The 21,468-nt window shown below is 65.4% G+C and carries 20 protein-coding genes; 15 read left to right on the top strand and 5 right to left on the bottom strand.

Features of this window, described 5'->3' with window-relative positions; translation table 11 throughout:
* Positions 1-157: 157 nt before the first annotated feature.
* Positions 158-682: a Dps family protein gene (locus tag JQ639_RS12115; protein WP_211966334.1), complete on the top strand. Its 525-nt coding sequence runs from the start codon at positions 158-160 to the stop codon at positions 680-682.
* An 86-nt stretch (positions 683-768) separates the two neighbouring features.
* Here the strand turns inward: JQ639_RS12115 and carA are convergent, their stop codons facing one another.
* Entirely contained in the window at positions 769-1,959 is a 1,191-nt protein-coding gene (gene carA / locus JQ639_RS12110) for a glutamine-hydrolyzing carbamoyl-phosphate synthase small subunit (RefSeq protein WP_211966333.1), read from the bottom strand.
* A 190-nt stretch (positions 1,960-2,149) separates the two neighbouring features.
* Here carA and JQ639_RS12105 point away from each other — a divergent pair, with 190 nt between their 5' ends.
* From JQ639_RS12105 to JQ639_RS12080, 6 genes are all read left to right on the top strand, one after another.
* On the top strand, positions 2,150-3,715 hold the full coding sequence (locus tag JQ639_RS12105) for an AMP-binding protein (protein ID WP_211966332.1): 1,566 nt from the start codon (positions 2,150-2,152) through the stop codon (positions 3,713-3,715).
* A gap of 25 nt (positions 3,716-3,740) precedes the next feature.
* On the top strand, positions 3,741-4,460 hold the full coding sequence (locus JQ639_RS12100; protein WP_211966331.1) for an alpha/beta fold hydrolase: 720 nt from the start codon (positions 3,741-3,743) through the stop codon (positions 4,458-4,460).
* 126 nt (positions 4,461-4,586) lie between these two features.
* On the top strand, positions 4,587-6,230 hold the full coding sequence (locus JQ639_RS12095; protein WP_349644767.1) for a glycosyltransferase family 39 protein: 1,644 nt from the start codon (positions 4,587-4,589) through the stop codon (positions 6,228-6,230).
* A gap of 113 nt (positions 6,231-6,343) precedes the next feature.
* Positions 6,344-6,799: a GatB/YqeY domain-containing protein gene (locus JQ639_RS12090; RefSeq protein ID WP_211966330.1), complete on the top strand. Its 456-nt coding sequence runs from the start codon at positions 6,344-6,346 to the stop codon at positions 6,797-6,799.
* A gap of 98 nt (positions 6,800-6,897) precedes the next feature.
* Positions 6,898-8,508, top strand: coding sequence for an acyl-CoA synthetase (locus JQ639_RS12085; protein ID WP_211966329.1), 1,611 nt, complete (start codon positions 6,898-6,900; stop codon positions 8,506-8,508).
* A gap of 71 nt (positions 8,509-8,579) precedes the next feature.
* Entirely contained in the window at positions 8,580-9,197 is a 618-nt protein-coding gene (locus tag JQ639_RS12080; protein WP_211966328.1) for a LysE family translocator, read from the top strand.
* Between the two features lie 20 nt (positions 9,198-9,217).
* On the opposite strand, the gene JQ639_RS12075 is transcribed toward JQ639_RS12080, so the two are convergent.
* On the bottom strand, positions 9,218-10,024 hold the full coding sequence (locus JQ639_RS12075; RefSeq protein WP_211966327.1) for an N-formylglutamate amidohydrolase: 807 nt from the start codon (positions 10,022-10,024) through the stop codon (positions 9,218-9,220).
* 180 nt (positions 10,025-10,204) lie between these two features.
* Between JQ639_RS12075 and JQ639_RS12070 the strand changes: the two genes are divergently transcribed.
* The 6 genes from JQ639_RS12070 to JQ639_RS12045 all read left to right on the top strand — a co-directional run bounded on the left by JQ639_RS12070 (position 10,205) and on the right by JQ639_RS12045 (position 17,182).
* Positions 10,205-10,606, top strand: coding sequence for a gamma-glutamylcyclotransferase family protein (locus JQ639_RS12070; RefSeq protein ID WP_211966326.1), 402 nt, complete (start codon positions 10,205-10,207; stop codon positions 10,604-10,606).
* Between the two features lie 121 nt (positions 10,607-10,727).
* Positions 10,728-12,722 (top strand): DNA primase, encoded by a 1,995-nt coding sequence (gene dnaG / locus JQ639_RS12065; RefSeq protein WP_211966325.1) that lies wholly within the window; start codon positions 10,728-10,730, stop codon positions 12,720-12,722.
* 232 nt (positions 12,723-12,954) lie between these two features.
* On the top strand, positions 12,955-15,075 hold the full coding sequence (rpoD, locus tag JQ639_RS12060) for an RNA polymerase sigma factor RpoD (protein WP_211966324.1): 2,121 nt from the start codon (positions 12,955-12,957) through the stop codon (positions 15,073-15,075).
* Positions 15,076-15,243: 168 nt separating this feature from the next.
* On the top strand, positions 15,244-15,678 hold the full coding sequence (locus tag JQ639_RS12055; RefSeq protein WP_211966323.1) for a YybH family protein: 435 nt from the start codon (positions 15,244-15,246) through the stop codon (positions 15,676-15,678).
* A gap of 77 nt (positions 15,679-15,755) precedes the next feature.
* Positions 15,756-16,565, top strand: a complete 810-nt coding sequence (locus tag JQ639_RS12050) for a lytic murein transglycosylase (RefSeq protein WP_211966322.1) — start codon at positions 15,756-15,758, stop codon at positions 16,563-16,565.
* Positions 16,566-16,570: 5 nt separating this feature from the next.
* Complete coding sequence (locus JQ639_RS12045; protein WP_211966321.1) at positions 16,571-17,182, top strand: LysE family translocator; 612 nt, start codon at positions 16,571-16,573, stop codon at positions 17,180-17,182.
* A gap of 31 nt (positions 17,183-17,213) precedes the next feature.
* Here JQ639_RS12045 and JQ639_RS12040 read toward each other — a convergent pair whose 3' ends face one another.
* Positions 17,214-18,884: an adenylate/guanylate cyclase domain-containing protein gene (locus JQ639_RS12040; RefSeq protein WP_211966320.1), complete on the bottom strand. Its 1,671-nt coding sequence runs from the start codon at positions 18,882-18,884 to the stop codon at positions 17,214-17,216.
* A gap of 152 nt (positions 18,885-19,036) precedes the next feature.
* Here JQ639_RS12040 and JQ639_RS12035 point away from each other — a divergent pair, with 152 nt between their 5' ends.
* Positions 19,037-19,705: a peptidoglycan recognition protein family protein gene (locus JQ639_RS12035; protein ID WP_211966591.1), complete on the top strand. Its 669-nt coding sequence runs from the start codon at positions 19,037-19,039 to the stop codon at positions 19,703-19,705.
* 81 nt (positions 19,706-19,786) lie between these two features.
* Complete coding sequence (locus JQ639_RS12030) at positions 19,787-20,293, top strand: DUF4112 domain-containing protein (protein ID WP_249158031.1); 507 nt, start codon at positions 19,787-19,789, stop codon at positions 20,291-20,293.
* A gap of 110 nt (positions 20,294-20,403) precedes the next feature.
* On the opposite strand, the gene JQ639_RS12025 is transcribed toward JQ639_RS12030, so the two are convergent.
* A complete protein-coding gene (locus JQ639_RS12025; RefSeq protein ID WP_249123145.1) occupies positions 20,404-20,667 on the bottom strand; it encodes a hypothetical protein in 264 nt (87 codons plus the stop codon).
* A gap of 346 nt (positions 20,668-21,013) precedes the next feature.
* A complete protein-coding gene (locus tag JQ639_RS12020; RefSeq protein ID WP_211966318.1) occupies positions 21,014-21,388 on the bottom strand; it encodes a hypothetical protein in 375 nt (124 codons plus the stop codon).
* Between the last annotated feature and the right edge of the window lie 80 nt (positions 21,389-21,468).

The raw sequence follows: 21,468 nt of genomic DNA, 5'->3' as shown, positions 1-21,468 counted from the left end.
TCATTCCGGACGTCCGGGGCCGGACACCCGCGCTTGCGCGGGCCCCGGCCGGGAACCCGACGCGCCGGTCGTGCGTTAGCTGGTCCCGCGCAACGTGTCCACTTACCAACGCCTGAACATTTTCAGCCTTAAGGAACTCCTAACAGGAAGGTCTGTCGTGAGCAAAACCGCCAAAAAGGTTGCCCCCGAGCTCGATACCCCCACGGATCTCTCTGCCGAAGCGGTCGAGAAGATCTCCGCGGCTCTCAATCCGCTGGTGGCGGATTGCTTCGCGCTCTACATCAAGACCAAGAATTTCCACTGGCATGTCAGTGGCCGCCATTTCCGCGACTATCATCTGCTGCTCGACGAGCAGGCGGATGCGATCTTTGCGGCCATCGACGAACTCGCCGAACGAGTGCGCAAGATCGGTGGCACGACGTTGCGTTCGGTCGGCCACCTCGCGCGCCTGACCCACGTCGCGGACAATGACGAGGCCTATGTGCCGCCGCGCGAAATGCTGCGCGAACTGATGAACGACAACAAGGCCTTTACCACCAACCTGCGTAAGGCGCACGAGGTTGCCGACAAGTACGACGACTCGGCCACCACCAGCATCATCGAGAACTTCATCGACGCCACCGAGCGGCGCACCTGGTTTCTGTTCGAGGCCAGCCGTCAGGAGGGCGACAACGCAGCCTGAGGCGCTGGTTCGGCGCCTGTTCCGAAAACGAAAAACGCCCGCGGCTTGCGGGCGTTTTTTGCTGGCGCTCGCCGGAATAATGGCGCTCAGGCGCCCTTGCGTTTGCGCATCAGGTCAGTGAAGCGGCGGAACAGGTAGTGCGAGTCGCGCGGGCCCGGAGAGGCTTCCGGGTGATACTGCACCGAGAACACCGGCTTGTCCTTGAGGGCGATGCCGCAGTTGCTGTCGTCGAACAGCGAGACGTGGGTCTGTTCGACATTGCCGGGCAGCGTCGTCTTGTCGACCGCAAAGCCGTGGTTCATCGAGGTGATCTCGACCTTGCCCGTGGTCAGGTCCTTGACCGGATGGTTGGCGCCGTGATGCCCCTGATGCATCTTCATGGTCTTGCCGCCGACGGCGAGGCCGAGCATCTGGTGGCCGAGACAGATGCCGAAGGTCGGCAGCCCCGAATCGATCACCTTGCGGATCACCGGCACGGCATATTCGCCGGTCGCGGCCGGATCGCCGGGGCCGTTCGACAGGAACACGCCATCCGGCTTCATGCCGAGGATGTCCTCGGCTGACGTGGTCGCCGGCACCACGGTGACCTTGCAGCCTTCGCCCGCGAGCAGCCGCAGGATGTTGCGCTTGATGCCATAGTCGATCGCGACGACGTTGAATTCCGGAGCATTCTGGCGGCCGTAACCTTCGTTCCACTGCCAGGGTGTCTCGTCCCAGACGAAACGCTGGCCGCTGGTCACCATCGGCACGAGGTCCATGCCGACGAGGCCGGGCCATTCGCGCGCTTCTTCCTTCAGGGCCCGAAGGTCGAACTTGCCGTCCGGCGCATGAGCGATCACCGCGTTGGGCATGCCCTTGGTGCGGATCAGCGCGGTCAGCGCGCGGGTGTCGATGCCGGCGAGGCCGATGATGCCGCGGGCCTTGAGCCACTGGTCGAGGTGCTTGGCGTTGCGGTAGTTCGAGGGATCGGTGATCGAGGCGCGCAGGATGACGCCGCGGGCGCCTGGCGTTGCCGCCATGTTCAGCGCCTCGATGTCTTCCTCGTTGGTGCCGACATTGCCGATGTGCGGAAATGTGAAGGTAATGATTTGCCCGGCATAGGACGGGTCGGTGAGGATCTCCTCATACCCGGTCATGGCGGTGTTGAAGCAGACTTCGCCGACGGCAGAGCCCTCGGCGCCAAGACCAAAGCCCTCCAGCACCGTGCCATCGGCGAGCACGAGGAGCGCGGTCGGTTTGTGATCCGGCCAGGCGGCAGCGTTTTCAGATTGGGTCATGAGCGCATCCCATAGCCCGAGAGGTGCGCCGCGTCAAAGCCTCCGAGCCGGGATTCACATCCAAAACGGTCATTTTACCCGCCGTTTTCTCTGGTTTGACAGGCGGGTAGGCCCCATTAAGCTATGGTTCCGCGGCCGGCCGTCAAAACCTCGAGACCAAGAAGAGCCGCGCAGGGAGTGACACACAACCATGGATCGGCTGCATTCGGGCGGAACAATGGGGGGACTCATCGTTTCCGCGATCACCCGCTACGGCGATCGTCCGGCCATCGCTGACGCCGCCACGCGCTGGAGCTACCGTGAACTTGGCGAGGCCGTCGGCCGTTTCATCACGGTCTATCGCGCCATGGGCCTCGGCAAGGGCAGCGCGGTGTCGGTGCTGGCCAGCAACCGGGTCGAGAGCTGGGCCGCGATCTGCGCGGCGATGGTCATGGGCGCGCGCTACACCTCGCTGCACCCGATGGCGGCGGAAGACGACCAGGCCTTCATCGTCGACGATGCCGAGATCGACCTGCTGATCGTGGAGGCCGCCAAGTTCGGTGAGCGCGGCCGGGCGATTCAGCAGCGCGCGCCGCGGCTGAAGCATTTGGCGTCGTTCGGCGCGATGGACGGCGTGCGTGATATCCTGGCCGATGTTGCGACCGCCGCGCCCGCGCCACTGGTGGATGCCGGCGACAGCGAGGCCATCGCCTTCCTTGCCTATACCGGCGGCACGACCGGACGCTCCAAGGGCGTGATGTTACCCCATCGTTCGCTGGTGGCGATGACGCTGACGCTGTTCGCAGACTGGGACTGGCCGCACGACATCCGCTTCCTCGCGGCGACCCCCATCAGCCATGCCGCCGGCGTGACGCTGTTTCCGGTGATGCTGCGCGGCGGCTATTCGCGCCTGGTGCAGGGGTTCGAGCCGGAAGTCTATGCCCGCGTCGTGCAGGACGAGCGGATCACCGCGACCTTCCTGGTGCCGACGCTGATCTATGCCCTGATCGACAACACCGAGCTGCGCCGGCGTTTCGACTTCTCGTCGCTGGACATGATCGTTTATGGCGCGGCGCCGATGTCGCCGGACCGTCTGCGTGAGGGCATGGCGATCTTCGGGCCGGTGTTCGTGCAACTGTACGGCCAGACCGAGGCGCCCCAGGTCATCACCACGCTGCGCAAGATCGATCACGATCTCGCCCATCCACGCCGGCTCGGCTCCTGCGGCCGCGCCAACCCGATGCTCGACGTCAAGCTGTTCGATGCCGAGATGAACGAGGTCGCGGTCGGAGAGCCCGGCGAGATCTGCGTGCGCGGTTCGCTGGTGATGGACGGCTACTGGAAGCGTGCCGATGCGACGGAAGAAACGCTGCGCGGCGGCTGGCTGCATACCGGCGATGTCGCTGTCATGGACGAGGATGGCTACTACTACATCGTCGACCGCACCAAGGACATGATCATCTCGGGCGGGTTCAACATCTATCCGCGCGAGGTCGAGGATGCGCTGATGTCCCACCCGGCCGTGGCGTCCGCGGCGGTGATCGGCATCCCCGACGACAAGTGGGGCGAGGCGGTGAAGGGCTTCGTGGTGCCCAAGCCCGGCTGCACTGTCGATGTCGCCGAGCTGCAAGCCCATGTGAAGGACAAGCGCGGTGCGCCATGGTCGCCCAAAACCATCGACGTCGTCGAAAGCGTGCCGGTGACCGGGCTTGGCAAGATCGACCGCAAGGCGCTGCGCGCGCCGTACTGGCAAGGCCGCACGCGCGGCGTCGCCTAGGCTTCGACCGACAACGGAGGCCGCCATGACCGGGACCGATCGTCTGCCGCTCGTGCTGGTGCCGGGCCTCGCTTCGTCGGCTCGCATCTACAGCGCGATCATCCCGGCGTTGTGGCGTGCGGGCCCCGTCATGGTCGCCAACCATGCGCGGGACGACAGCCTTGCGGCGATTGCCGCGCGGGTGTTGAGCGAGGCGCCCGAGCGCTTCGCGCTCGCCGGGCATTCGATGGGCGGCTATATCGCTTTCGAGATTCTGAGGCAGGCGCCGCAGCGTGTCGCGAAACTGGCGCTCCTCAACAGCTCGGCGCGCCCCGACACGCCGGCGGCGACGGAGCGGCGGCGGCAACAGATGCAGATGGCCCGCGATGGCCGCTTGCACGAGGTGCTCGACATGATCTTTCCAACGTTCGTGCATCCGGCGCGGGTCACCGAAGCGGCGCTGCACCGTCTCGTGCATGACATGGGCGACGATGTCGGCGTCGCCGGCTTCGTCAATAACCAGACGGCGATCATTGCGCGGCCGGATTCCCGGCCGGGGCTCGCGTCTATCCGCTGCCCGACACTGGTGGTGGGGGCAGAGCAGGATGCGCTGTTGCCGAAGGAACTGTCCGCCGAGATTGCCGCGGGGATTGCCGGATCCCGCCTCGTGCTGGTTCCGGACTGTGGCCATCTGTCCCAGGCCGAGCGTCCGGACGCCGTCGCTGACGCGCTTCTCGTATGGCTCGGAGCCTCGCACGGCCAGTAACCATCCGGCCATGCAATGTTTTGAATTTTTATAGAATTGGACGATTTCCGGCTCGACCGGCTTGCCCTGCGCCAGACACAATCCTACACGAAGTTACGAAAAGTTTAGTCCCCGGGGCGCATTTCCGTGACAGCAGACGTGGAGACCTCGCCGGTCCTGCCGACCGCGCAGACGCGCTCGCGCGTGGCCTGGCGCCGGCCTTTCGAGGCCTGGCTCGACGGCATCGAAGCCGGCTGGGCCATTCCCCTGCTGCTTGTCATGTTCGTGGCGGTCTGGATGGCGTTCCTGGCGCTCGCCTACGCCAACGCCGACCTGCATCCCGACGTTCTTGAGGCATGGTCGGTTGGCCGCACCTTCGCTTGGGGCAATGCCAAGCATCCGCCATTGATGGGATGGATCGCGTTTCTCTGGACGCGGATCTTCCCGCTGGCCGATTGGTCGTTCCACCTGCTGGCCATGGTCAATGCGGCCCTGGCGCTGTGGGCGGTCGACCTGACGACGCGGCGCTTCGTCCGCGGTGACAAGCGCGTCATCGTTCTGCTGCTGCTGATGCTGGTGCCTGCCTATCAATTCCATGCGCAGCGCTTCAACGCCAACAGCGTGCTGCTGGTGTTGTGGCCATTGGCAACCTACTGCTTCCTGCGCTCGTTCGAAAGTCGCAGCGCGCTCTGGGCGGTGGCGGCAGGGCTGTGCGCGGCGCTGGCTATGCTCGGCAAGTACTATTCGGTGGTGCTGATCGGCGGTTTCGTGATCGCCGCCGTGCTGCACCCCCAGCGCCGGGCTTATTTCACGTCCGCCGCGCCATGGCTCTCGACACTGGCCGGCCTGCTGGCGCTGGCGCCGCATCTGTATTGGCTGGCGGAGAGCAATTTCGCGCCGCTGACCTACGCTCAGAACGGTCACACCGGCCATGGACATACGATCGCGGCCCAGGAAGCCGGCAAGTTCCTGCTCGGCATTCTCGGCTATTTCGTCGTGCCGACGTTCGCCTGGCTGCTGATGATCCGGGCGAGTTTGCGGCGCTTCGTGTCGGACCTGCGCCGGATGCCGGCAGGACCGTTACTACTGCTGCTGATCTTCGCGGGAACGGTAGTATTGCCTGCGGTGGTGTCCGTGGCGATCGGCGCCGATCTGCCGGCGTTGTGGAACCTGCAAGGGCTGTTTTTCGTGGTGGTTGCGGTGATCGTCGCGACCACTTTTCCGGTCGACCGCTTCGATACGGTCAATCTCGCCGTCGCGGTGCTGCTGCTCTCCGTGGCCGCGGTCGTCGCAGCGCCTGTCCATGCTCTTCAGCGCAATACCGAAGGCTACAAGGAGGGCCGGCATTTCTATCGTCTGGCGGCCGACGAACTGACGCGGCGCTGGCACGCCATTTCAAATGAGCCGCTGCCCGCCGTCAGCGGCGACGACAATCTCGCTTTCGCGACCGCGTTCTACAGTCCCGACCATCCTGCCTACGGACGCCCGTTTCGCCTGCAATATGAGTGGACGCTGCCGCCGCAGCGAAAGGTCAACCGCGGTTGGGCGGCGCTGTGCTTCCTGGACGATGCCACGTGTCTGGAATGGATGCAGCGCGTGCAGGAGCGGCAGCCGACCCTGATCCGTGCGGAGTTCGCGCTGGCGACCCAGCTCTGGGGGCGCCCCGGCGTCCGAGCGACCGTCGTGTCCCTGATGGCGCCACCGCACGAAGCCGGGCCGCGTCCGGTGACATCGCCGTCGAACTCCGATGATTTCAGCGCGAACCGCCGCCAAGGGGCATTGACGCGCTGATCGTCCGAGGGGCTGCCGGACAGTTGTGCCCCGGCGGAAAACCCACTAGATCGTCAGATTAGCTGGTGGGCGGCTCGTGCCGGCCCGGCCGGCGCGTTTTCCGGGAGACGACCATGCTGCGCGACGACATCAACACGGCAGTGAAGGAGGCCATGAAGGCCAAGGACGAGCGCAAGCTGTCCACGCTGCGCATGGTCAACTCCGCGATCAAGAATGCGGATATCGATGCGCGCGGCCAGGGCAAGCCGCCGCTGAGCGACGATGATCTGCTCGGCCTGCTACAAAAGATGATCAAGCAGCGCCAGGAGTCGGTCGCGCTCTACGACAAGGGCGGCCGCGCGGAGCTCGCCGAGCAGGAGCGTGCAGAGATCGCGGTGATCTCGGCCTATCTGCCCAAGCAGATGTCCGACGACGACGTCAATGCCGCGATCGCCGCCGTGATCCAGGAGACCGGCGCGGCCGGGATGAAGGACATGGGCAAGGTGATCGCCGCGCTCAAGGCCAAGTACGCCGGCCAGATGGACTTCGGCAAGGCCAGCGGTCTCGTCAAGGCAGCGCTCGCGGGATGATCCCTGGTGTGGCGGATCTGACATTCGCAAACGAGCCTGCTTTCGTGTGATGCGAATATTGGAACCGGCCACCAGGTGCGCTGCGGGAGGTTCTCGTCATGCTCACCGAAACCGACGACTACCAACGCCTTTACGCTGATTTCCGCTGGGACGTACCGGCCCGGTTCAACATCGCCGACGTCTGCTGCGACCGTCACGCCGACGGGACCGCCAGACTGGCGCTGATCGACGTCGACGAAGCTGGCCGCACACGCCACCTGTCGTTCGACGATATGGCGTCGTGGTCGCGCCGCTTCGCCAACGTGCTGCGTGCCGACGGCCTGTCGCGGGGCGACCGTGTCGCGGTGTTCCTGTCGCAGTCGGTCGAGCTGCCGGTCGTGCATCTCGCCGCATTCCGCTCCGCCCTGGTCTCGGTGCCGCTGTTCACGCTGTTCGGAGAGGACGCGCTGGCGTTCCGTCTCGCCAACAGTGCAGCGAAAGCCGTCGTCACCGATCAGGCAGGCTTTGAGAAACTGGCGGGAATCCGCGACCAGCTACCGGAGCTTCGACAGATCTACGTCATCGCTGATAGCCCGCCTGCCGGCACGCGCTCGTTCTGGCGGGCGATCGCGGACGCAGCCGATGCGTTCGAGCCCGTCGCCACGGCGGCGGACGATCCGGCGATCATCATCTTTACCTCGGGGACCACCGGCAATCCCAAGGGTGCCCTGCACGCCCATCGCGTGCTGCTCGGCCATCTGCCGTGCGTCGAGATGGTGCACGACTTCTTTCCAAAGCCCGGCGACGTGTACTGGACGCCGGCCGACTGGGCCTGGATCGGCGGCCTGTTCGACGCGCTGTTTCCGGCCTGGTATCACGGTGTTCCGATCGTCGGTTACCGCGCCCGGAAGTTCGAGCCGCAGGCGGCGATGCAACTGATGGCCGACCACAAGGTGCGTAACGTCTTTCTGCCGCCGACCGCGCTCAAGCTGATGCGTCAGGCCGACGTCAGGCATCCCGGCGTCAGGTTGCGCAGTATCCTGACCGGCGGCGAGTCACTCGGTGCCGAGCTGCTGGACTGGGTGCGTTCCACTTTCGGCATCGACGCCCACGAAATCTACGGCCAGACCGAATGCAACCTCGTGGTCGGAAACAATGCACGGCTGTTTCCGATCCGGCCGGGCTCGATGGGGCGGGCGATTCCGGGCTTCGAGGTCTGCATCGTCGACGAGACCGGCGTGGAGCTGCCGCGCGGCAGCCGCGGCATCATTGGTGTGCGCCGGCCGAACCCCTGCATGATGCTGGAATACTGGCGCAATGCCGAGGCGACGGCGGACAAATTCCGCGGCGACGTCCTGCTGACCGGCGATCTCGGCGTCCAGGATGCCGACGGCTACTTCTGGTACGTCAGCCGCGAGGATGATGTCATCACCAGTGCGGGTTACCGTATCGGGCCGTCTGAAATCGAGCATACCTTGCTCAAGCATCCGGCGGTCGCGCTGGCCGCAGTGGTCGGCGTACCCGACCCGATCCGTACCGAGGCGATCAAGGCCTGGATCGTGCTGCGGCCCGGTTTTGCTCCCGGCGACGAGCTCGCGCGTGAAATTCAGGATTTCGTCAAGGTGCAGCTCGCCGCACACGAGTATCCGCGACACGTGCAGTTCGTGGAGACCTTGCCGATGACCGCGACCGGCAAGGTGCTGCGCCGCGAGCTGCGGGCGAGGGGCTGAGGGACGGGCGCATGCTGGCGTGGCGATGCGCGTCGCGCTAGGCTCGGCGCCCTGACGTCCGGGGACCGCTCATGTCACTGCAGCTCTATCTCGCCTATGTCGCCGCCTGTATCGCGCTTGCGCTGCTGCCGGGTCCGGTGGTGACGCTGGTCATCGCCAACGGTCTGCGTCACGGCACCCGAGCGGCGCTGATCAACATCGCCGGCGCCCAGGTCGGCCTGGCGGTCGTGATCGGCATCGTCGGCGTCGGGTTGACGTCGCTGATGGCCACCATGGGCTACTGGTTCGACTGGGTGCGGTTCGCCGGCGCGGCCTATCTCGTCTGGCTGGGCATCAAGTTGATCCGCTCACCGAACCTGCTGGAGACGTCGGACGCCCCACCGCCTCCACCGCGCGGCGGTTTTTTCCTGCAGGGGCTTGTTGTGCTGCTGAGCAATCCGAAGGTGATGGTGTTCTTCGGGGCGTTCCTGCCGCAATTCATCGACATGGACAAGGCGCGCTTCCCGCAGATCGTCCTGCTCGGACTCACCTTCATGGCGACCGTCGCGGTGTCTGACGCGACCTACGCGCTGCTGGCGGGACGGGCGCGGACGCTGCTGTCGGCGCGGCGTGCCCGCCTGCTGTCGCGCGCGTCCGGTGGCTTCATGATCGGCGGCGGGATCTGGCTGGCGCTGTCCCGCTCGCGCTGAGCAGGGCACGGCGCCGATCGTTACACCGGAAGATTCTCGGCGCCGAACACCGCCTCGATCTCGGTCAGAATCCGCGCCAGCCGCTCGGCCCACTGCTCCTGGCCAGAGGGTTCGTCAATCAGGTCCTGGCGAATCTCGATGCCGGTGTTCATCAGTCCGCGCCGTTCGCCATGCACCGGGATTGTATAGTCGGTCGCGTCGCTCACCGCATAAGGCTCGTTGTCACCGACCACCAGATCGCCTTCCTTGCGCAGCAATTGCAGCAGCAGTGGCGGCAGGCGGGTGTCGCGATGATACAGCGTGCCGACATGCCATGGGCGCTTGATGCCTGCATACACCGGCGTGAACGAGTGCAGGGAGACCAGGATGGTGGGGCGCCTGTCTTGCTGCCGCTGGCCAAGCACGGTTTCGATCCGGCGGTGATACGGCGCGAAGATGGCGCTGCGGCGGGCGTCCGCCGCCTCGCGGGTCAGGCCTTCGTTGCCGGGTATGGTCGTCGCCTCGCTGATCATCGGAATGGACGAGGGGGCCTCCCACGGGCGGTTGCAGTCGATCACGAGGCGGGAGTAGCGCTGCGCGATCAGGTGGGCGTCCAGCATCCTGGCCAGCGCTGTCGCAACGCCGGCGATGCCGATATCCCAGGCGATGTGGCGGACAAGCTCTTCCTCGGGCAGGCCGAGCTGGCCGAGAGCCCGAGGGATCAGCCGCCCATAATGATCGCAAGTGAAGACAAAGGGAGATCTGCCGTTGTCGTTGACCTCCAGGACCGGCGGGACTTCGTCGTCGGCGAGAAGGTTCGATCGCGATATCACCGTGTCCAAGCTCATTCCTGTCCTGCCGTCTGCGTCGCTCGCGGGTCTGCTGCAGAATGCGCCAATTCGGGAAACAGTCTGCCTCAGATTCGCGCCGCGGCAATCGCGGGTTTGAGTCTAGGATGTTTCGACCTTGATGTCATGAATGTGGCGGAGCCGGCATGGCTCGCTGAAGCGTTCGCAGGAGCCGGCAGGATGACCGTTCACCTCTTCGTCTACGGCACCTTGATGCGGCGGGCGCGCCATCCAATGGCAGCGCTGCTCGCCGCGCATGCGGATTTCGTCGACGAGGGGCAGTATGCCGGGCGGCTCTACCGGGTGGCGCACTATCCCGGCGTGGTGCCGTCGCAGCGGCCCGGCGAGGTGGTGTTCGGGGATATCTATCGCTTGCGCCATCCCGAGCGGCTGCTGCGGCGGCTCGACGTTTATGAGCAGGCCGCGTTCCAGTCGCGTCGGCCGGTGCAGTATGTCCGTGCGCTGCAGCCGGTGACTCTCCGCGACGGAGCCTCGCTGGATGCCTTCGTCTACCTCTACAATCGTCCGGTGGCGGGTTTGACGCGGATCCGCCGGGGACGGTTCTTGCCAGCCCGGCGATAGCAGGGGCCGCCGGGGAACGGACCGGGGGCGCCTGTGGACGGCCGTGGACAACCGGCCGGCCTATGGCTCCGGCGGCGATGCGCCTATATGGATGATCGGTTGCAACCCCAGCTGTCGGTCCATGCGCTTTACGCCCCAATTCCTCGAAGAACTGCGCGAACGGCTTCTCGTTTCGGAAGTCGTGGGGCGGCGCGTCAAGCTGAAGAAGGCGGGGCGCGAGTGGAAGGGGCTGTCGCCATTCCAGCAGGAAAAGACGCCGTCCTTCACGGTCAACGACCAGAAGGGCTTCTATCACGACTTCTCCTCGGGCAAGCACGGCAACATCTTCGATTTCGTGATGGAAACCGAAGGCGTGAGTTTCCCCGAGGCGGTCGAGCGACTGGCGTCAATGGCTGGCCTCGCGCTGCCGGCGGCGACGCCCGATGCGGTGCGGCATCAGCAGCGCCGCCGTACGCTCCATGACATCATGGAGATGGCGACGGCCTATTTCGTCGAGACGCTGGCGTCGCGTGCCGGCGCCAAGGCGCGCGGCTATCTCGCCGACCGCAGCATTTCCCCGGCTACGCAGGTCCAGTTCAGGCTCGGCTATGCCAGTCCGGAGCGATTCGGGCTCAAGGAGCATCTCGGCAAGGCCGGCGTCTCCGTGGACGACATGGTCGAGGCCGGCCTGCTGATCGGCGGCAGCGACATTCCCGTGCCCTTTGATCGCTTCAAGGACCGGGTGATGTTTCCGATCGGCGATCAGCGTGGCCGCATCATTGCGTTCGGCGGACGTGCGCTCGAGAAGGACGTTCCAGCGAAGTATCTGAACTCGCCGGAAACGCCGCTGTTTCACAAGGGCGACAACCTCTACAACTTTGCGCCCGCGCGCCAGGCGGTTCACAACGGTGCGCCGCTGATCGTTGTCGAGGGCTACGTCGACGTCATCGCCCTGGTGACCGTGGGCTTCGGTGGCGCCGTGGCGCCGCTCGGCACCGCGCTGACCGAGAACCAGCTTGGCCACCTCTGGAAGATGGCCGACGAGCCAATCCTGTGCTTCGACGGCGACAAGGCCGGGCAGCGGGCGGCCTATCGCGCCGCCGATATCGCCCTGCCGCATCTCAAGGCCGGCAAAAGCCTGCGCATCGCGCTGTTGCCGGAGGGCCAGGATCCCGACGATCTGGCGCGGGCCGGCGGCCGGTCTGCCGTCGAGGACGTCATCGGTGCGGCACGTCCGCTCGCCGATGTGCTGTGGGCGCGCGAGATCGAGGGCGGCAATTTTTCGACGCCGGAGCGCCGCGCCGCGCTCGAGGCTCGCATCGGTCAGCTCACCAACAGCATTGGCGACGAGGTCGTCCGCCGCTATTACCGCCAGGATCTGGTCCAGCGGCTGCAGCGTACTTTCGCGCCCGAAGGCCGTGGCGGTGGCTATGGCCGCCGACCCGGCGGCGAATCGGGGGGCCGATTCACGCCGCGCGGCCCCGGCGGGGGTGGCCGGCGCGACGGCGGCGGCAACCGCCAGCAGTTATCCACCGGCTGGGCGCTTGGCCGAGGGACGTATCAGCCGGCCAGTCCGCAGTTGGCGCAGAGCCCGCTGATGCGCGGCCAGCGGACGGCATTGTCGCGCCGGGAGGCGCTGATCCTGCTGTCGCTGATCAATCATCCGTGGCTGCTGCACGACCATCTCGAGGAGGTCGCAGCGCTCGAAATGGCCCATCCCGAGGCTCATCGGCTGCGGGCGGCGATCATCGCCGCGTTCGCCAACGATCATCATCACACCCCCGATCCGACCGCGCTCGGCGAGAAGCTCCGCGCCGATCTCGACAGGGGCGGATTTTCTGAGCTTATTCAAAAGGTTGAGCGATCGATCACCACCGGGGCGGTGTGGGGGGTGCAGCCAGGCGCCGCCAACGACGATGTGCTGGCGACATGGCGCCAACTCATTGTCTTGCATCGGCAATGGCACTCCCTACTTAGGGAGCTGAAGGACGCCGAGCTGGCCCTGGGTGAGGTCACCAACGAGGCCAATTATGCCTGGCTCAACGACGTCAAAGCCCGGCTTTCGGAAGTGGACGGCACGGAGGCGCTGATCGAGGGGTTTGGCGAGCCCTCGGGGCGGTTCCAGCGGTCGACATGAGCGGGCTTCCCCGCCGGTGGGCGCCGGAACCTGAATAAAGACTCGCAAAACGGACGGTTTGGACGCAAAAACAGGGTTAAGTGGCGCTTAACGGCGCCCGGGCGAGAGTGGCGACATCGATTCGGGGTGGCGTTGGGATGACGCCGCCCTTTCCGCATCAAGGGCGGATGGTACAGCAGGGCAGCGAGGGCGGTGACGTCCCCGCGGGTTATGCGCGTTTCAGGAGCAGTGAATGGCCAGCAAGGCGAAGACGGCGCAAATCAAGGAAAAGGACAAGGACGACAAGGTCGCTGACGCGCCGGAGAAGGACACCACCGAAGCGCCCGGCCCGTTGCTCGACCTGTCCGATGCCGCCGTCAAGAAGATGATCAAGCAGGCGAAGAAGCGCGGCTTCGTCACCTTTGATCAGCTCAACGACGTGCTGCCGTCCGACCAGACCTCGCCCGAGCAGATCGAGGACATCATGGCGCTGCTGTCCGACATGGGCATCAATGTCATCGAGTCCGAGGACAGCGACAACGATGAGGAGGACTCCAAGGAGGAGGCCGACGACGAGCCCGATAACGACCTCGTCGAGGTCACCCAGAAGGCCGTCACCGAGACCAAGAAGTCCGAGCCGGGCGAGCGTACCGACGATCCCGTGCGCATGTACCTGCGCGAGATGGGCACCGTCGAGCTGCTGTCGCGCGAGGGCGAAATCGCCATCGCCAAGCGCATCGAGGCCGGCCGCGAGGCGATGATCGCCGGGCTGTGCGAAAGCCCGCTGACCTTCCAGGCCATCATCATCTGGCGCGACGAGCTCAACGAGGGAAAAATCTTCCTGCGCGACATCATCGACCTCGAGGCGACCTATGCCGGTCCCGAGGCGAAGGGTGGCGTCAATGCTGCGAACGGTGAAGCCGGTGCGGAAGGCGCCGAGACTGCCGAAGCCGACGCGCCGTCGCTGGTGGCTCCGCCGGCGGCGCCGCCTGCCGCGACGCCGTTCCGTCCGGCTGCCCAGCGTGGCGCCCCCGCCGAAGGCGGCGAGAAGGATCCCGGCGAGGCTGCGGCCGAAGCCGACATGGACGACGACGAGTTCGAGAACCAGATGTCGCTCGCGGCCATCGAGGCCGAGCTGAAGCCGAAGGTGGTCGAGACCTTCGACAAGATCGCAAGCGAGTACAAGAAGCTGCGCCGCCTGCAGGAGCAGGACATCCAGAACCAGCTGCAGAACGAGACGCTGTCGCCGGCCCAGGAGCGCAAGTACAAGAAGCTCAAGGACGAGATCATCGTCGAGGTGAAGTCGCTGCGTCTCAACCAGGCGCGTATCGATTCTCTCGTCGAGCAGCTCTACGACATCAACAAGAAGCTGGTGTCGTACGAGAGCCGCCTGTTCCGCCTGGGCGACAGCCATGGCGTCAGCCGTGAAGATTTCCTGCGCAACTACCAGGGCTCCGAACTCGATCCGCGCTGGCTCAACCGCGTGTCGAAGCTCGCCGCCAAGGGCTGGAAGAATTTCGTCGCCCACGAGAAGGACCGTATCCGCGAGCTGCGCCATGAGGTTCATCAGCTCGCTGCGCTGACCGGCCTCGAGATCGGTGAATTCCGCCGCATCGTGCTCAGCGTGCAGAAGGGCGAGCGCGAGGCGCGCCAGGCGAAGAAGGAAATGGTCGAGGCCAACCTGCGCCTCGTGATCTCGATCGCCAAGAAGTACACCAACCGCGGCCTGCAGTTCCTCGACCTGATCCAGGAAGGCAACATCGGCCTGATGAAGGCGGTCGACAAGTTCGAGTACCGCCGCGGCTACAAGTTCTCGACCTACGCCACGTGGTGGATTCGGCAGGCGATCACCCGCTCGATCGCCGATCAGGCGCGCACGATCCGCATCCCGGTGCACATGATCGAGACGATCAACAAGATCGTGCGCACCTCGCGCCAGATGCTCAACGAGATCGGTCGCGAACCGACCCCCGAAGAGCTCGCCGAGAAGCTCGGCATGCCGCTGGAGAAGGTGCGCAAGGTTCTCAAGATCGCCAAGGAGCCGCTTTCGCTCGAGACCCCGGTGGGCGACGAGGAAGACAGCCACCTCGGCGATTTCATCGAGGACAAGAACGCGATCCTGCCGATCGACGCGGCGATCCAGTCGAACCTGCGCGAGACCACGACGCGCGTGCTTGCCTCGCTCACGCCGCGCGAGGAGCGCGTGCTGCGCATGCGCTTCGGCATCGGCATGAACACCGATCACACGCTGGAGGAAGTCGGCCAGCAGTTCTCGGTGACGCGCGAGCGCATCCGCCAGATCGAAGCCAAGGCGCTGCGCAAGCTCAAGCATCCGAGCCGCTCGCGCAAGCTGCGCAGCTTCCTCGACAACTGAGACATCTGCATCTGCTGACAAACGCAACGGCGGCCGCAGGGCCGCCGTTGTCGTTTGTACGGTGGTCGTCATTGGTGCGGTAGTCACGGCGGGATCGGCCATTCGGCCGATTGACCCGCATCGAGCAGCCGCCGACGCTGCCCCACCTGATGACGGGAGGGCGCACTGATGGGCGGCGATATGGAGATGGCGGCCTTTCGCGCGGCGATCGACGCCAAGTACGCGCTGCATGTGCAGGCTTTCGAGGACGGCGACCCCGAACCGATCCTGACGCGCTTCTTCACCGAAGATGCGTTGTGGGAATATGCCGGCTATCCGCGGCGGATCGGGCGCACGCAGCTGCGCGAGCTGTTTGATGCGGTGATCCGCGCCGATCGCGTCGCAGTGCATCCGATCCGGAGCTTCGTTCGCGGCGATTGCGGTTGGGATTATGCCGACTACACGGTGACGCCGCGCGATCCGTCGCGCACGTCATGGGTCTTCCGCCAGATGTTCTACTGGGTTCGGTGCGATGGCGATTGGCGGGTCAATGCCTGCATCGGCTTCACGCTGCCGGACGACGCCGGCCGGAGCGCAGCCGGGACCGCTGCCCCCGCGGCGTGACTGCCCTCGCTGGCTCCCGCGAGACGTGTTAGAAGGCGGTCCGTTCATGCCGAACGCATCGAAAGGACCGGTCCAACATGATCAGGCTGCGCTTCGCCGTCATCTTCGGGATGCTCGTGGCGTCTCTGCCCGCCCAGGCCGCCCAGTGCGGCGGGGACTTCCGGACATTCGTCTCAAGCATCTCCCGTGAGGCGGCGGCCCAGGGCATCTCGCAGGGCGTTATCGATGCGGCGCTCGGTGGTGTCAGCCAGGACCAGGGCGTGCTGGCATTCGACCGCCGCCAGCGCGGCACCTTCAAGAAGTCTTTCGAGGACTACGTCGCGACGCGGGTTGGTCCGGGCCGAATCAAGACCGGCCTTGCGATGATGCAGCGGCATGCGTCGCTGCTGTCGCGGATCGAGCGCGAGTTCGGCGTGCCGCCGCAGATCCTTGTCGCGATTTGGGGACTGGAGACCGATTTCGGCGCCGGCGACATGGGTAAGCTGCCGGTGTTCAGGGTGCTGGCGACCATGGCGCACGACTGCCGGCGCACCGAGCTGTTTCAAGGCGAGTTGCTTGCTGCGCTGAAGATCGTGCAGCGCGGCGACCTCGGCCTGCGTGACATGATCGGTGCCTATGCCGGCGAGATCGGCCAGACCCAGTTTCTGCCCTCGTCCTACATCAAATACGGCGTCGACTATGACGGCAACGGCCATGTCGACCTTCGCCATAGCGTGCCGGACGTGCTGGCCTCGACCGCGAACCTGCTGAAGACCAACGGATGGCGCGCGGGCGGATCCTATGAGGAGGGCTCAGCCAACTTCGAGGCGATGCGAGAGTGGAACAGGGCCGTGGTCTATCGCAAGACCATAGGCTATTTCGCCGACCGTCTCGCTCAGGGGCGCTGATCGTCATGAATGTGGAATTCATCGTCACGTCGCTGATCGTCATCGCATCGCCCGGCACCGGCGTGCTCTATACGCTGGCGACCGCGCTATCGCGCGGTTCGCGCGCCAGCGTGGTTGCGGCGTTCGGCTGCACGCTCGGGATCGTGCCGCATATTGCCGCCGCCATGCTCGGTCTCGCCGCGGTGCTGCACACCAGCGCACTGGCGTTCCAGACGCTGAAGTGGTTTGGCGTCGCCTATCTCCTGTACATGGCGTGGCAGGCGCTGCGCGAGCGCGGTGCGCTGCAGGTCGACGAGAGCGTGCGGCCGGGATCGGTGCGCGAAACGATCGTCACCGGATTCCTGATCAACATCCTCAATCCGAAGCTGTCGATCTTCTTCCTCGCCTTCCTGCCGCAGTTCATCGCGGCTGGCGAGACGCATCCGTTGCTGCGCATGCTCGAGCTCGGCGTCGTCTTCATGGCGCTGACCTATGCGGTGTTCGTGGTGTACGGTCTCGCGGCGGCGCGGGTCCGCAGCCGTGTGATCGGCCAGCCGTCGGTGATGACGTGGCTGCGCCGCGCCTTCGCCGGTGGCTTTGTGCTGCTCGGCGCCAAGCTCGCGTTCGCGGAGCGCTGATCGTGGCGGATCGCGCTCGTTCGGCCGCGCTCTACGCCGGCTCCGGCACGCGGTGCAGGGCGTAGAACTGCACCTTGGCCGAGCGGCCCTTGACGACGGCTTCGTGCAATGTCTCGTTGCTCATGTCGAGGCCGGCAGCCTCGGCGGCCTGGCGCGAGATCACCAGCGGACAGCTGTAGTCCTTGGTCAGGCTTTCGAGCCGCGCACAGGTGTTCACCGTGTCGCCGATCGCAGAAATGATCTGCGATCGCGGCGGTCCCATCGCCCCGACGATCGCTTCGTTGAAATGGATGCCGATGCCGATGCGCAGCGGCTGACGCAGCTCTGCGGCCATGTCGCGGTTCAGCGTTGCGAGTCGATCCAGCATCTCGCGTGCCCCGCGCACGGCGTCGGCGGCGCCACGCGCGGGATCGCCGTCGAGGCCGTAGAGGGCCATCAGGCCGTCGCCGGTGAACTGCGAATAGTGGCCGCCGGTGGCCTCCAGCGCGTTGGTCATTTCGCGGAAGAAATGATTGAGCAGAAACAGCACGTCGTAGGGCATGCGGGTTTCGCTCATGGTGGTCGAGCCACGCAGGTCGACGAAGATCACAGTGATCAGGCGTTCGCTGCCCTCGAGGCCGCCGCGGGCGGAGCCGTCGGCTGCGGTCGCGTCGGCCGACAACAGCGGCAGCACGGCGATATCGGTGGTTGGATGGATCTGGCAGGCGAGGCGGGTTTCCGGCGTGGCATGGATGCGCATCAGCGCCTTGGCTTCCAGCGCTTCGGGGGGCGGCAGGTGTTCGAGGCCTTGCGTCACCAGCACCCGGCAGGTGGTGCAGCGGGCCCGGCCGCCGCAGACCGCGGCATGGGGAATGCCATTGTCGCGTAATGTCTCCAGGACGCTTGCGCCGGGTGGCACCACGCAACGCCGGCCGCCGGCGTGGGTGACCGTCGGCGGCCGGCGGCGGCGATACAGGGCAACGCGCATGCCGCGGGCGGCGAATGGCAGCAGTGTCAGCAGGATGTGGCAGCCCATGGCTGCGAGCGCGATATTGGTGAGCGCGCGCTTGTTGTCTGCGGTGCTGTTGGAATCGGCCTCGGCCACGTTGGCGAAGTCGGCATTTGCCGCAGCGTCGCGGCGGATCTCGTTGCCGGCGGCGACGAAGCCGGCGAGCGCCAGCGCGGGCAACAGCACCGCGACAGGCCGCAGCCAGGGCAGCGCCTTCGGAAACCAGGGCTTCAGCCGCAGCCAGAAGTGAATGCCGATGCAGGCGTGGATCCAGACCACCAGGATCGCGAAAAACTGCAGCGCGGCGAACGGTGGCTGGCGGACCCACCACGACACCAGTGCCGAGGTGTAGTAGGGGGTCTTCTGGAACATGAGTTCGCCGACGCGGGTGTCGACGACGTGCAGCCCGATCAGCAGCGGAATGCTGAAGCCGAGCATCAGCTGCCACATCTCCCAGCGCGACAGCCGCAGCGAGCGGCGGTGATAGATCGACCACAGGGCGTTTAGATAGTGCAGCGTAAAGGCGCCAGCGAGCAGAACGGTCCCGGGCAACGTCTTCCACGGCGCCATCAGGACGCCGAGAACCGCCTCCCCGAACGGCACGGACACCAGCAGCATGGCGTGCGCACTGAAGTGGCAGACCACGAAGGTCAGCATGGTGAGGCCGCTGGCGAGGCGAAGATTGGCGCGCAGCAGCGACGGGGTCAGGGTCATTCGCGGTCTCGAGGCACGGTCAGCTGGCACCATAGCCGTTGGCCGGGCGGGGCGAAACCACGGCCCGGTCGACGGTCCCCCCTCTTGCAGAGACCGCCGTCGGACCGGCAGCATGGCAGGGCTGACGCAGATGTGATCGCGGGGTGTGGGCCATGACGCCGGGGCATTCGATCAAGGCAGGTCTGTCGGGATGGGGAGCGGCCGGTATCGCGGCGGTGCTCGCCGTCGCCATGCCGTCCTGCCGGGCGGCCGAGGCGCAGACGGATCTCGCGTGGGTCGCGCAGGCAAGCGGGACGCCTGACATTCCGGGGCTCCACGTCGTCTGGCTGCATCCCTGGAGCGGCCCTCACCCGTGGCGGTGGCGGAACGTCATCGTGCACCAGACCGAGGGCCCGTCGGGGTCGGCGCGCAACGGCGCGCTGGCGCAGGCGCGCGATCCCGTGCGTCGTGGCGTGATGGTCTGGGTCGAGACCGATGGCACCGTCTACTGGGCGACGTCCGAGGACGTGGTCCCGACGCATGGCGACGGCGCCAATCGCAACGACAGCCGCTTCATCGACAATCGCGCGACCTTCCACCAGGTAGTGAAGGAGAACTCAATCGGCGTGGAGTTCGCCGGCAACTATCCCGATGTGGCTGCGCCACCGACGGCCGCGCAGATCGCTGCCTGGGATGTGCTCGCGGCGGTGCTGCGCACCCGCTACGGCATTCCGCGCGATCGGATCTATGCGCACAACTGGATCGACTTCAAGGATGCGCGCTATTGTGAAGGGTGCGAGCTTGCGCAACGCGCACGCCGGCTCGATGGCGGCCGGCCATGACGCCGGCGGCAACATGACGCTTGCACGGCCGTCGGCGATGTCGGAGGTTGACCGCGTGGCAGAGAGCCCCATATGCAGCGCATGAAACAGACCCGTGGACTGATCATCGACCAGGACGGCCGCGAAGTTCGCCCCGAGGAGATCTCGAAGGGCGCGGGACCTGCGTGGCAGTTCGAGGGAGGCACGTTCCGCGGGACGCCGTTTCAGGGCGCGTCGTTCCAGGCGTTCGGCATCAACCTGCAGGCACTGACGCGCGAGCAGCGCATCGCGCGCCTCGATGCGCTCGCCAAGCTGCTCGATATCGCTTTCATCATGCCTGGCACGAACATCCGCTATGGTCTGGATGGCCTGATCGGGTTGATCCCGATCGTCGGCGATCTCATCACCACGGCGATCTCACTGTGGATCGTACGTGAGGCGCGCGCCATCGGTGCCCCGTGGCACCTTACCGCGCGGATGCTCGGCAATGTCGCGCTCGATGGCGTCGTGGGCATGGTGCCAGTCGCCGGCGATGCATTCGACGTGATGTTCAAGGCGAACATGCGCAACGTCCGTCTATTGCGGCGCTGGCTCGACAAACAACGCTAGTGTCCGGCTTCCAGCATTCGGATCAGCTTGCAGCAGGCGGCTGGCATGAGGCCCTCGTCGCATATGCTGACGCGAATGTCAGACCTGTCGCGCAGGGGCGGATGTCACGATCAGGCGACGTCGGCCTGCATGGGCTTGCGCTCCAGCGGAAACTCGGTGCTGTCGTAGAGATCGCGGATGCCATTCTTGTCGAAGCGCGCCTCGCCAACCTGCAGATACGCACCGTTCAGAAGATCCGACGGCAGTTCCTCGATCGCAAAGCGTACCGCGTCGGCGGCGGTGTCGAACCGGCGATAGGTGAAGCCGGGGCGCCGCTTCTTTCGGATCGCGGCAGGAAACAGCTCGGCAGACTTGGCATAGTTGAACGAACGCATCATCACTATCTCGACATATGTCCGGTGTGGGTTTCGGATTCACACAAGAATGCTTGACGCCGACTGCAAGGAGTCGACTGCAAACGCACTCTGACTTCGATCGGCAAGGATCAGCGGGTTCCGGAAGTAAGATCGCGAACGGCGCGAAGCCCGGTACCTTTCATTTCATACCCTGTAATATGGGCACGAATGTGAGAATTGCGACCCTGACGCGGCAAGGAATGAATCCGGCTTGGTTAAAGACGTGAAATACCACTGATAAATCAAATGCATACGGAAAACGAAAAACCCGCAACAGTGTTGCGGGTTTTTCGTAGGTGTCTTGGGGTGTCGCTGGCCTGGAGAGCTATTTGGTCTCGTCGATGGGGACGACCTTGACCGGCGAGGTATAGGGCTCGACGCGCAACGCGTCGTTGGCCATCAACCCGATCTTGCCAGTCGGCGCTTGCTCCAGATCGCCGGAGCCAGCCTTGCGCATCGCGTAACGCCACACCGAAAGCGTACCCTCGGTCTTCAACGCTTTTGCGATGCCTCCGGCATTGCGTCCTTCGTATTTCGCCAGCTCGTCGTCGGTCAAGCCGATGACGATCTCATCCTTTGCAGTGACCACCTTAAACAGCGAAACCTTGTCGGTGGCGAGAGCCGGATGCGAGATAATCGTTTCGAGAATAAGTCCGACGAGGCCGAAGCCAAGAACGCGGCTGCGGGAAGCTTGTGACATCATGCAATTCCTTAGGCAGTCTCCAGCTGCGCGGCGTGTACGCCCGTTTGGTAAACAAATTCTCGCGCAACGGGATGTTG

Source organism: Bradyrhizobium sp. U87765 SZCCT0048, assembly GCF_018131225.1.
Taxonomy (GTDB): domain Bacteria; phylum Pseudomonadota; class Alphaproteobacteria; order Rhizobiales; family Xanthobacteraceae; genus Bradyrhizobium_A.
This window is presented reverse-complemented; position numbering and strand designations above follow the sequence as displayed.

Bases quoted from the DNA above. Each gene is read 5' to 3' on its own strand.
- carA (WP_211966333.1), bottom strand. From the start codon at position 1,959: ATGACCCAATCTGAAAACGCTGCCGCCTGGCCGGATCACAAACCGACC.
- JQ639_RS12105 (WP_211966332.1), top strand. From the start codon at position 2,150: ATGGATCGGCTGCATTCGGGCGGAACAATGGGGGGACTCATCGTTTCC.
- JQ639_RS12100 (WP_211966331.1), top strand. From the start codon at position 3,741: ATGACCGGGACCGATCGTCTGCCGCTCGTGCTGGTGCCGGGCCTCGCT.
- JQ639_RS12090 (WP_211966330.1), top strand. From the start codon at position 6,344: ATGCTGCGCGACGACATCAACACGGCAGTGAAGGAGGCCATGAAGGCC.
- JQ639_RS12085 (WP_211966329.1), top strand. From the start codon at position 6,898: ATGCTCACCGAAACCGACGACTACCAACGCCTTTACGCTGATTTCCGC.
- JQ639_RS12080 (WP_211966328.1), top strand. From the start codon at position 8,580: ATGTCACTGCAGCTCTATCTCGCCTATGTCGCCGCCTGTATCGCGCTT.
- JQ639_RS12075 (WP_211966327.1), bottom strand. From the start codon at position 10,024: ATGAGCTTGGACACGGTGATATCGCGATCGAACCTTCTCGCCGACGAC.
- JQ639_RS12070 (WP_211966326.1), top strand. From the start codon at position 10,205: ATGACCGTTCACCTCTTCGTCTACGGCACCTTGATGCGGCGGGCGCGC.
- dnaG (WP_211966325.1), top strand. From the start codon at position 10,728: ATGCGCTTTACGCCCCAATTCCTCGAAGAACTGCGCGAACGGCTTCTC.
- rpoD (WP_211966324.1), top strand. From the start codon at position 12,955: ATGGCCAGCAAGGCGAAGACGGCGCAAATCAAGGAAAAGGACAAGGAC.
- JQ639_RS12055 (WP_211966323.1), top strand. From the start codon at position 15,244: ATGGGCGGCGATATGGAGATGGCGGCCTTTCGCGCGGCGATCGACGCC.
- JQ639_RS12050 (WP_211966322.1), top strand. From the start codon at position 15,756: ATGATCAGGCTGCGCTTCGCCGTCATCTTCGGGATGCTCGTGGCGTCT.
- JQ639_RS12045 (WP_211966321.1), top strand. From the start codon at position 16,571: ATGAATGTGGAATTCATCGTCACGTCGCTGATCGTCATCGCATCGCCC.
- JQ639_RS12040 (WP_211966320.1), bottom strand. From the start codon at position 18,884: ATGACCCTGACCCCGTCGCTGCTGCGCGCCAATCTTCGCCTCGCCAGC.
- JQ639_RS12035 (WP_211966591.1), top strand. From the start codon at position 19,037: ATGACGCCGGGGCATTCGATCAAGGCAGGTCTGTCGGGATGGGGAGCG.
- JQ639_RS12030 (WP_249158031.1), top strand. From the start codon at position 19,787: ATGAAACAGACCCGTGGACTGATCATCGACCAGGACGGCCGCGAAGTT.
- JQ639_RS12025 (WP_249123145.1), bottom strand. From the start codon at position 20,667: ATGCGTTCGTTCAACTATGCCAAGTCTGCCGAGCTGTTTCCTGCCGCG.
- JQ639_RS12020 (WP_211966318.1), bottom strand. From the start codon at position 21,388: ATGTCACAAGCTTCCCGCAGCCGCGTTCTTGGCTTCGGCCTCGTCGGA.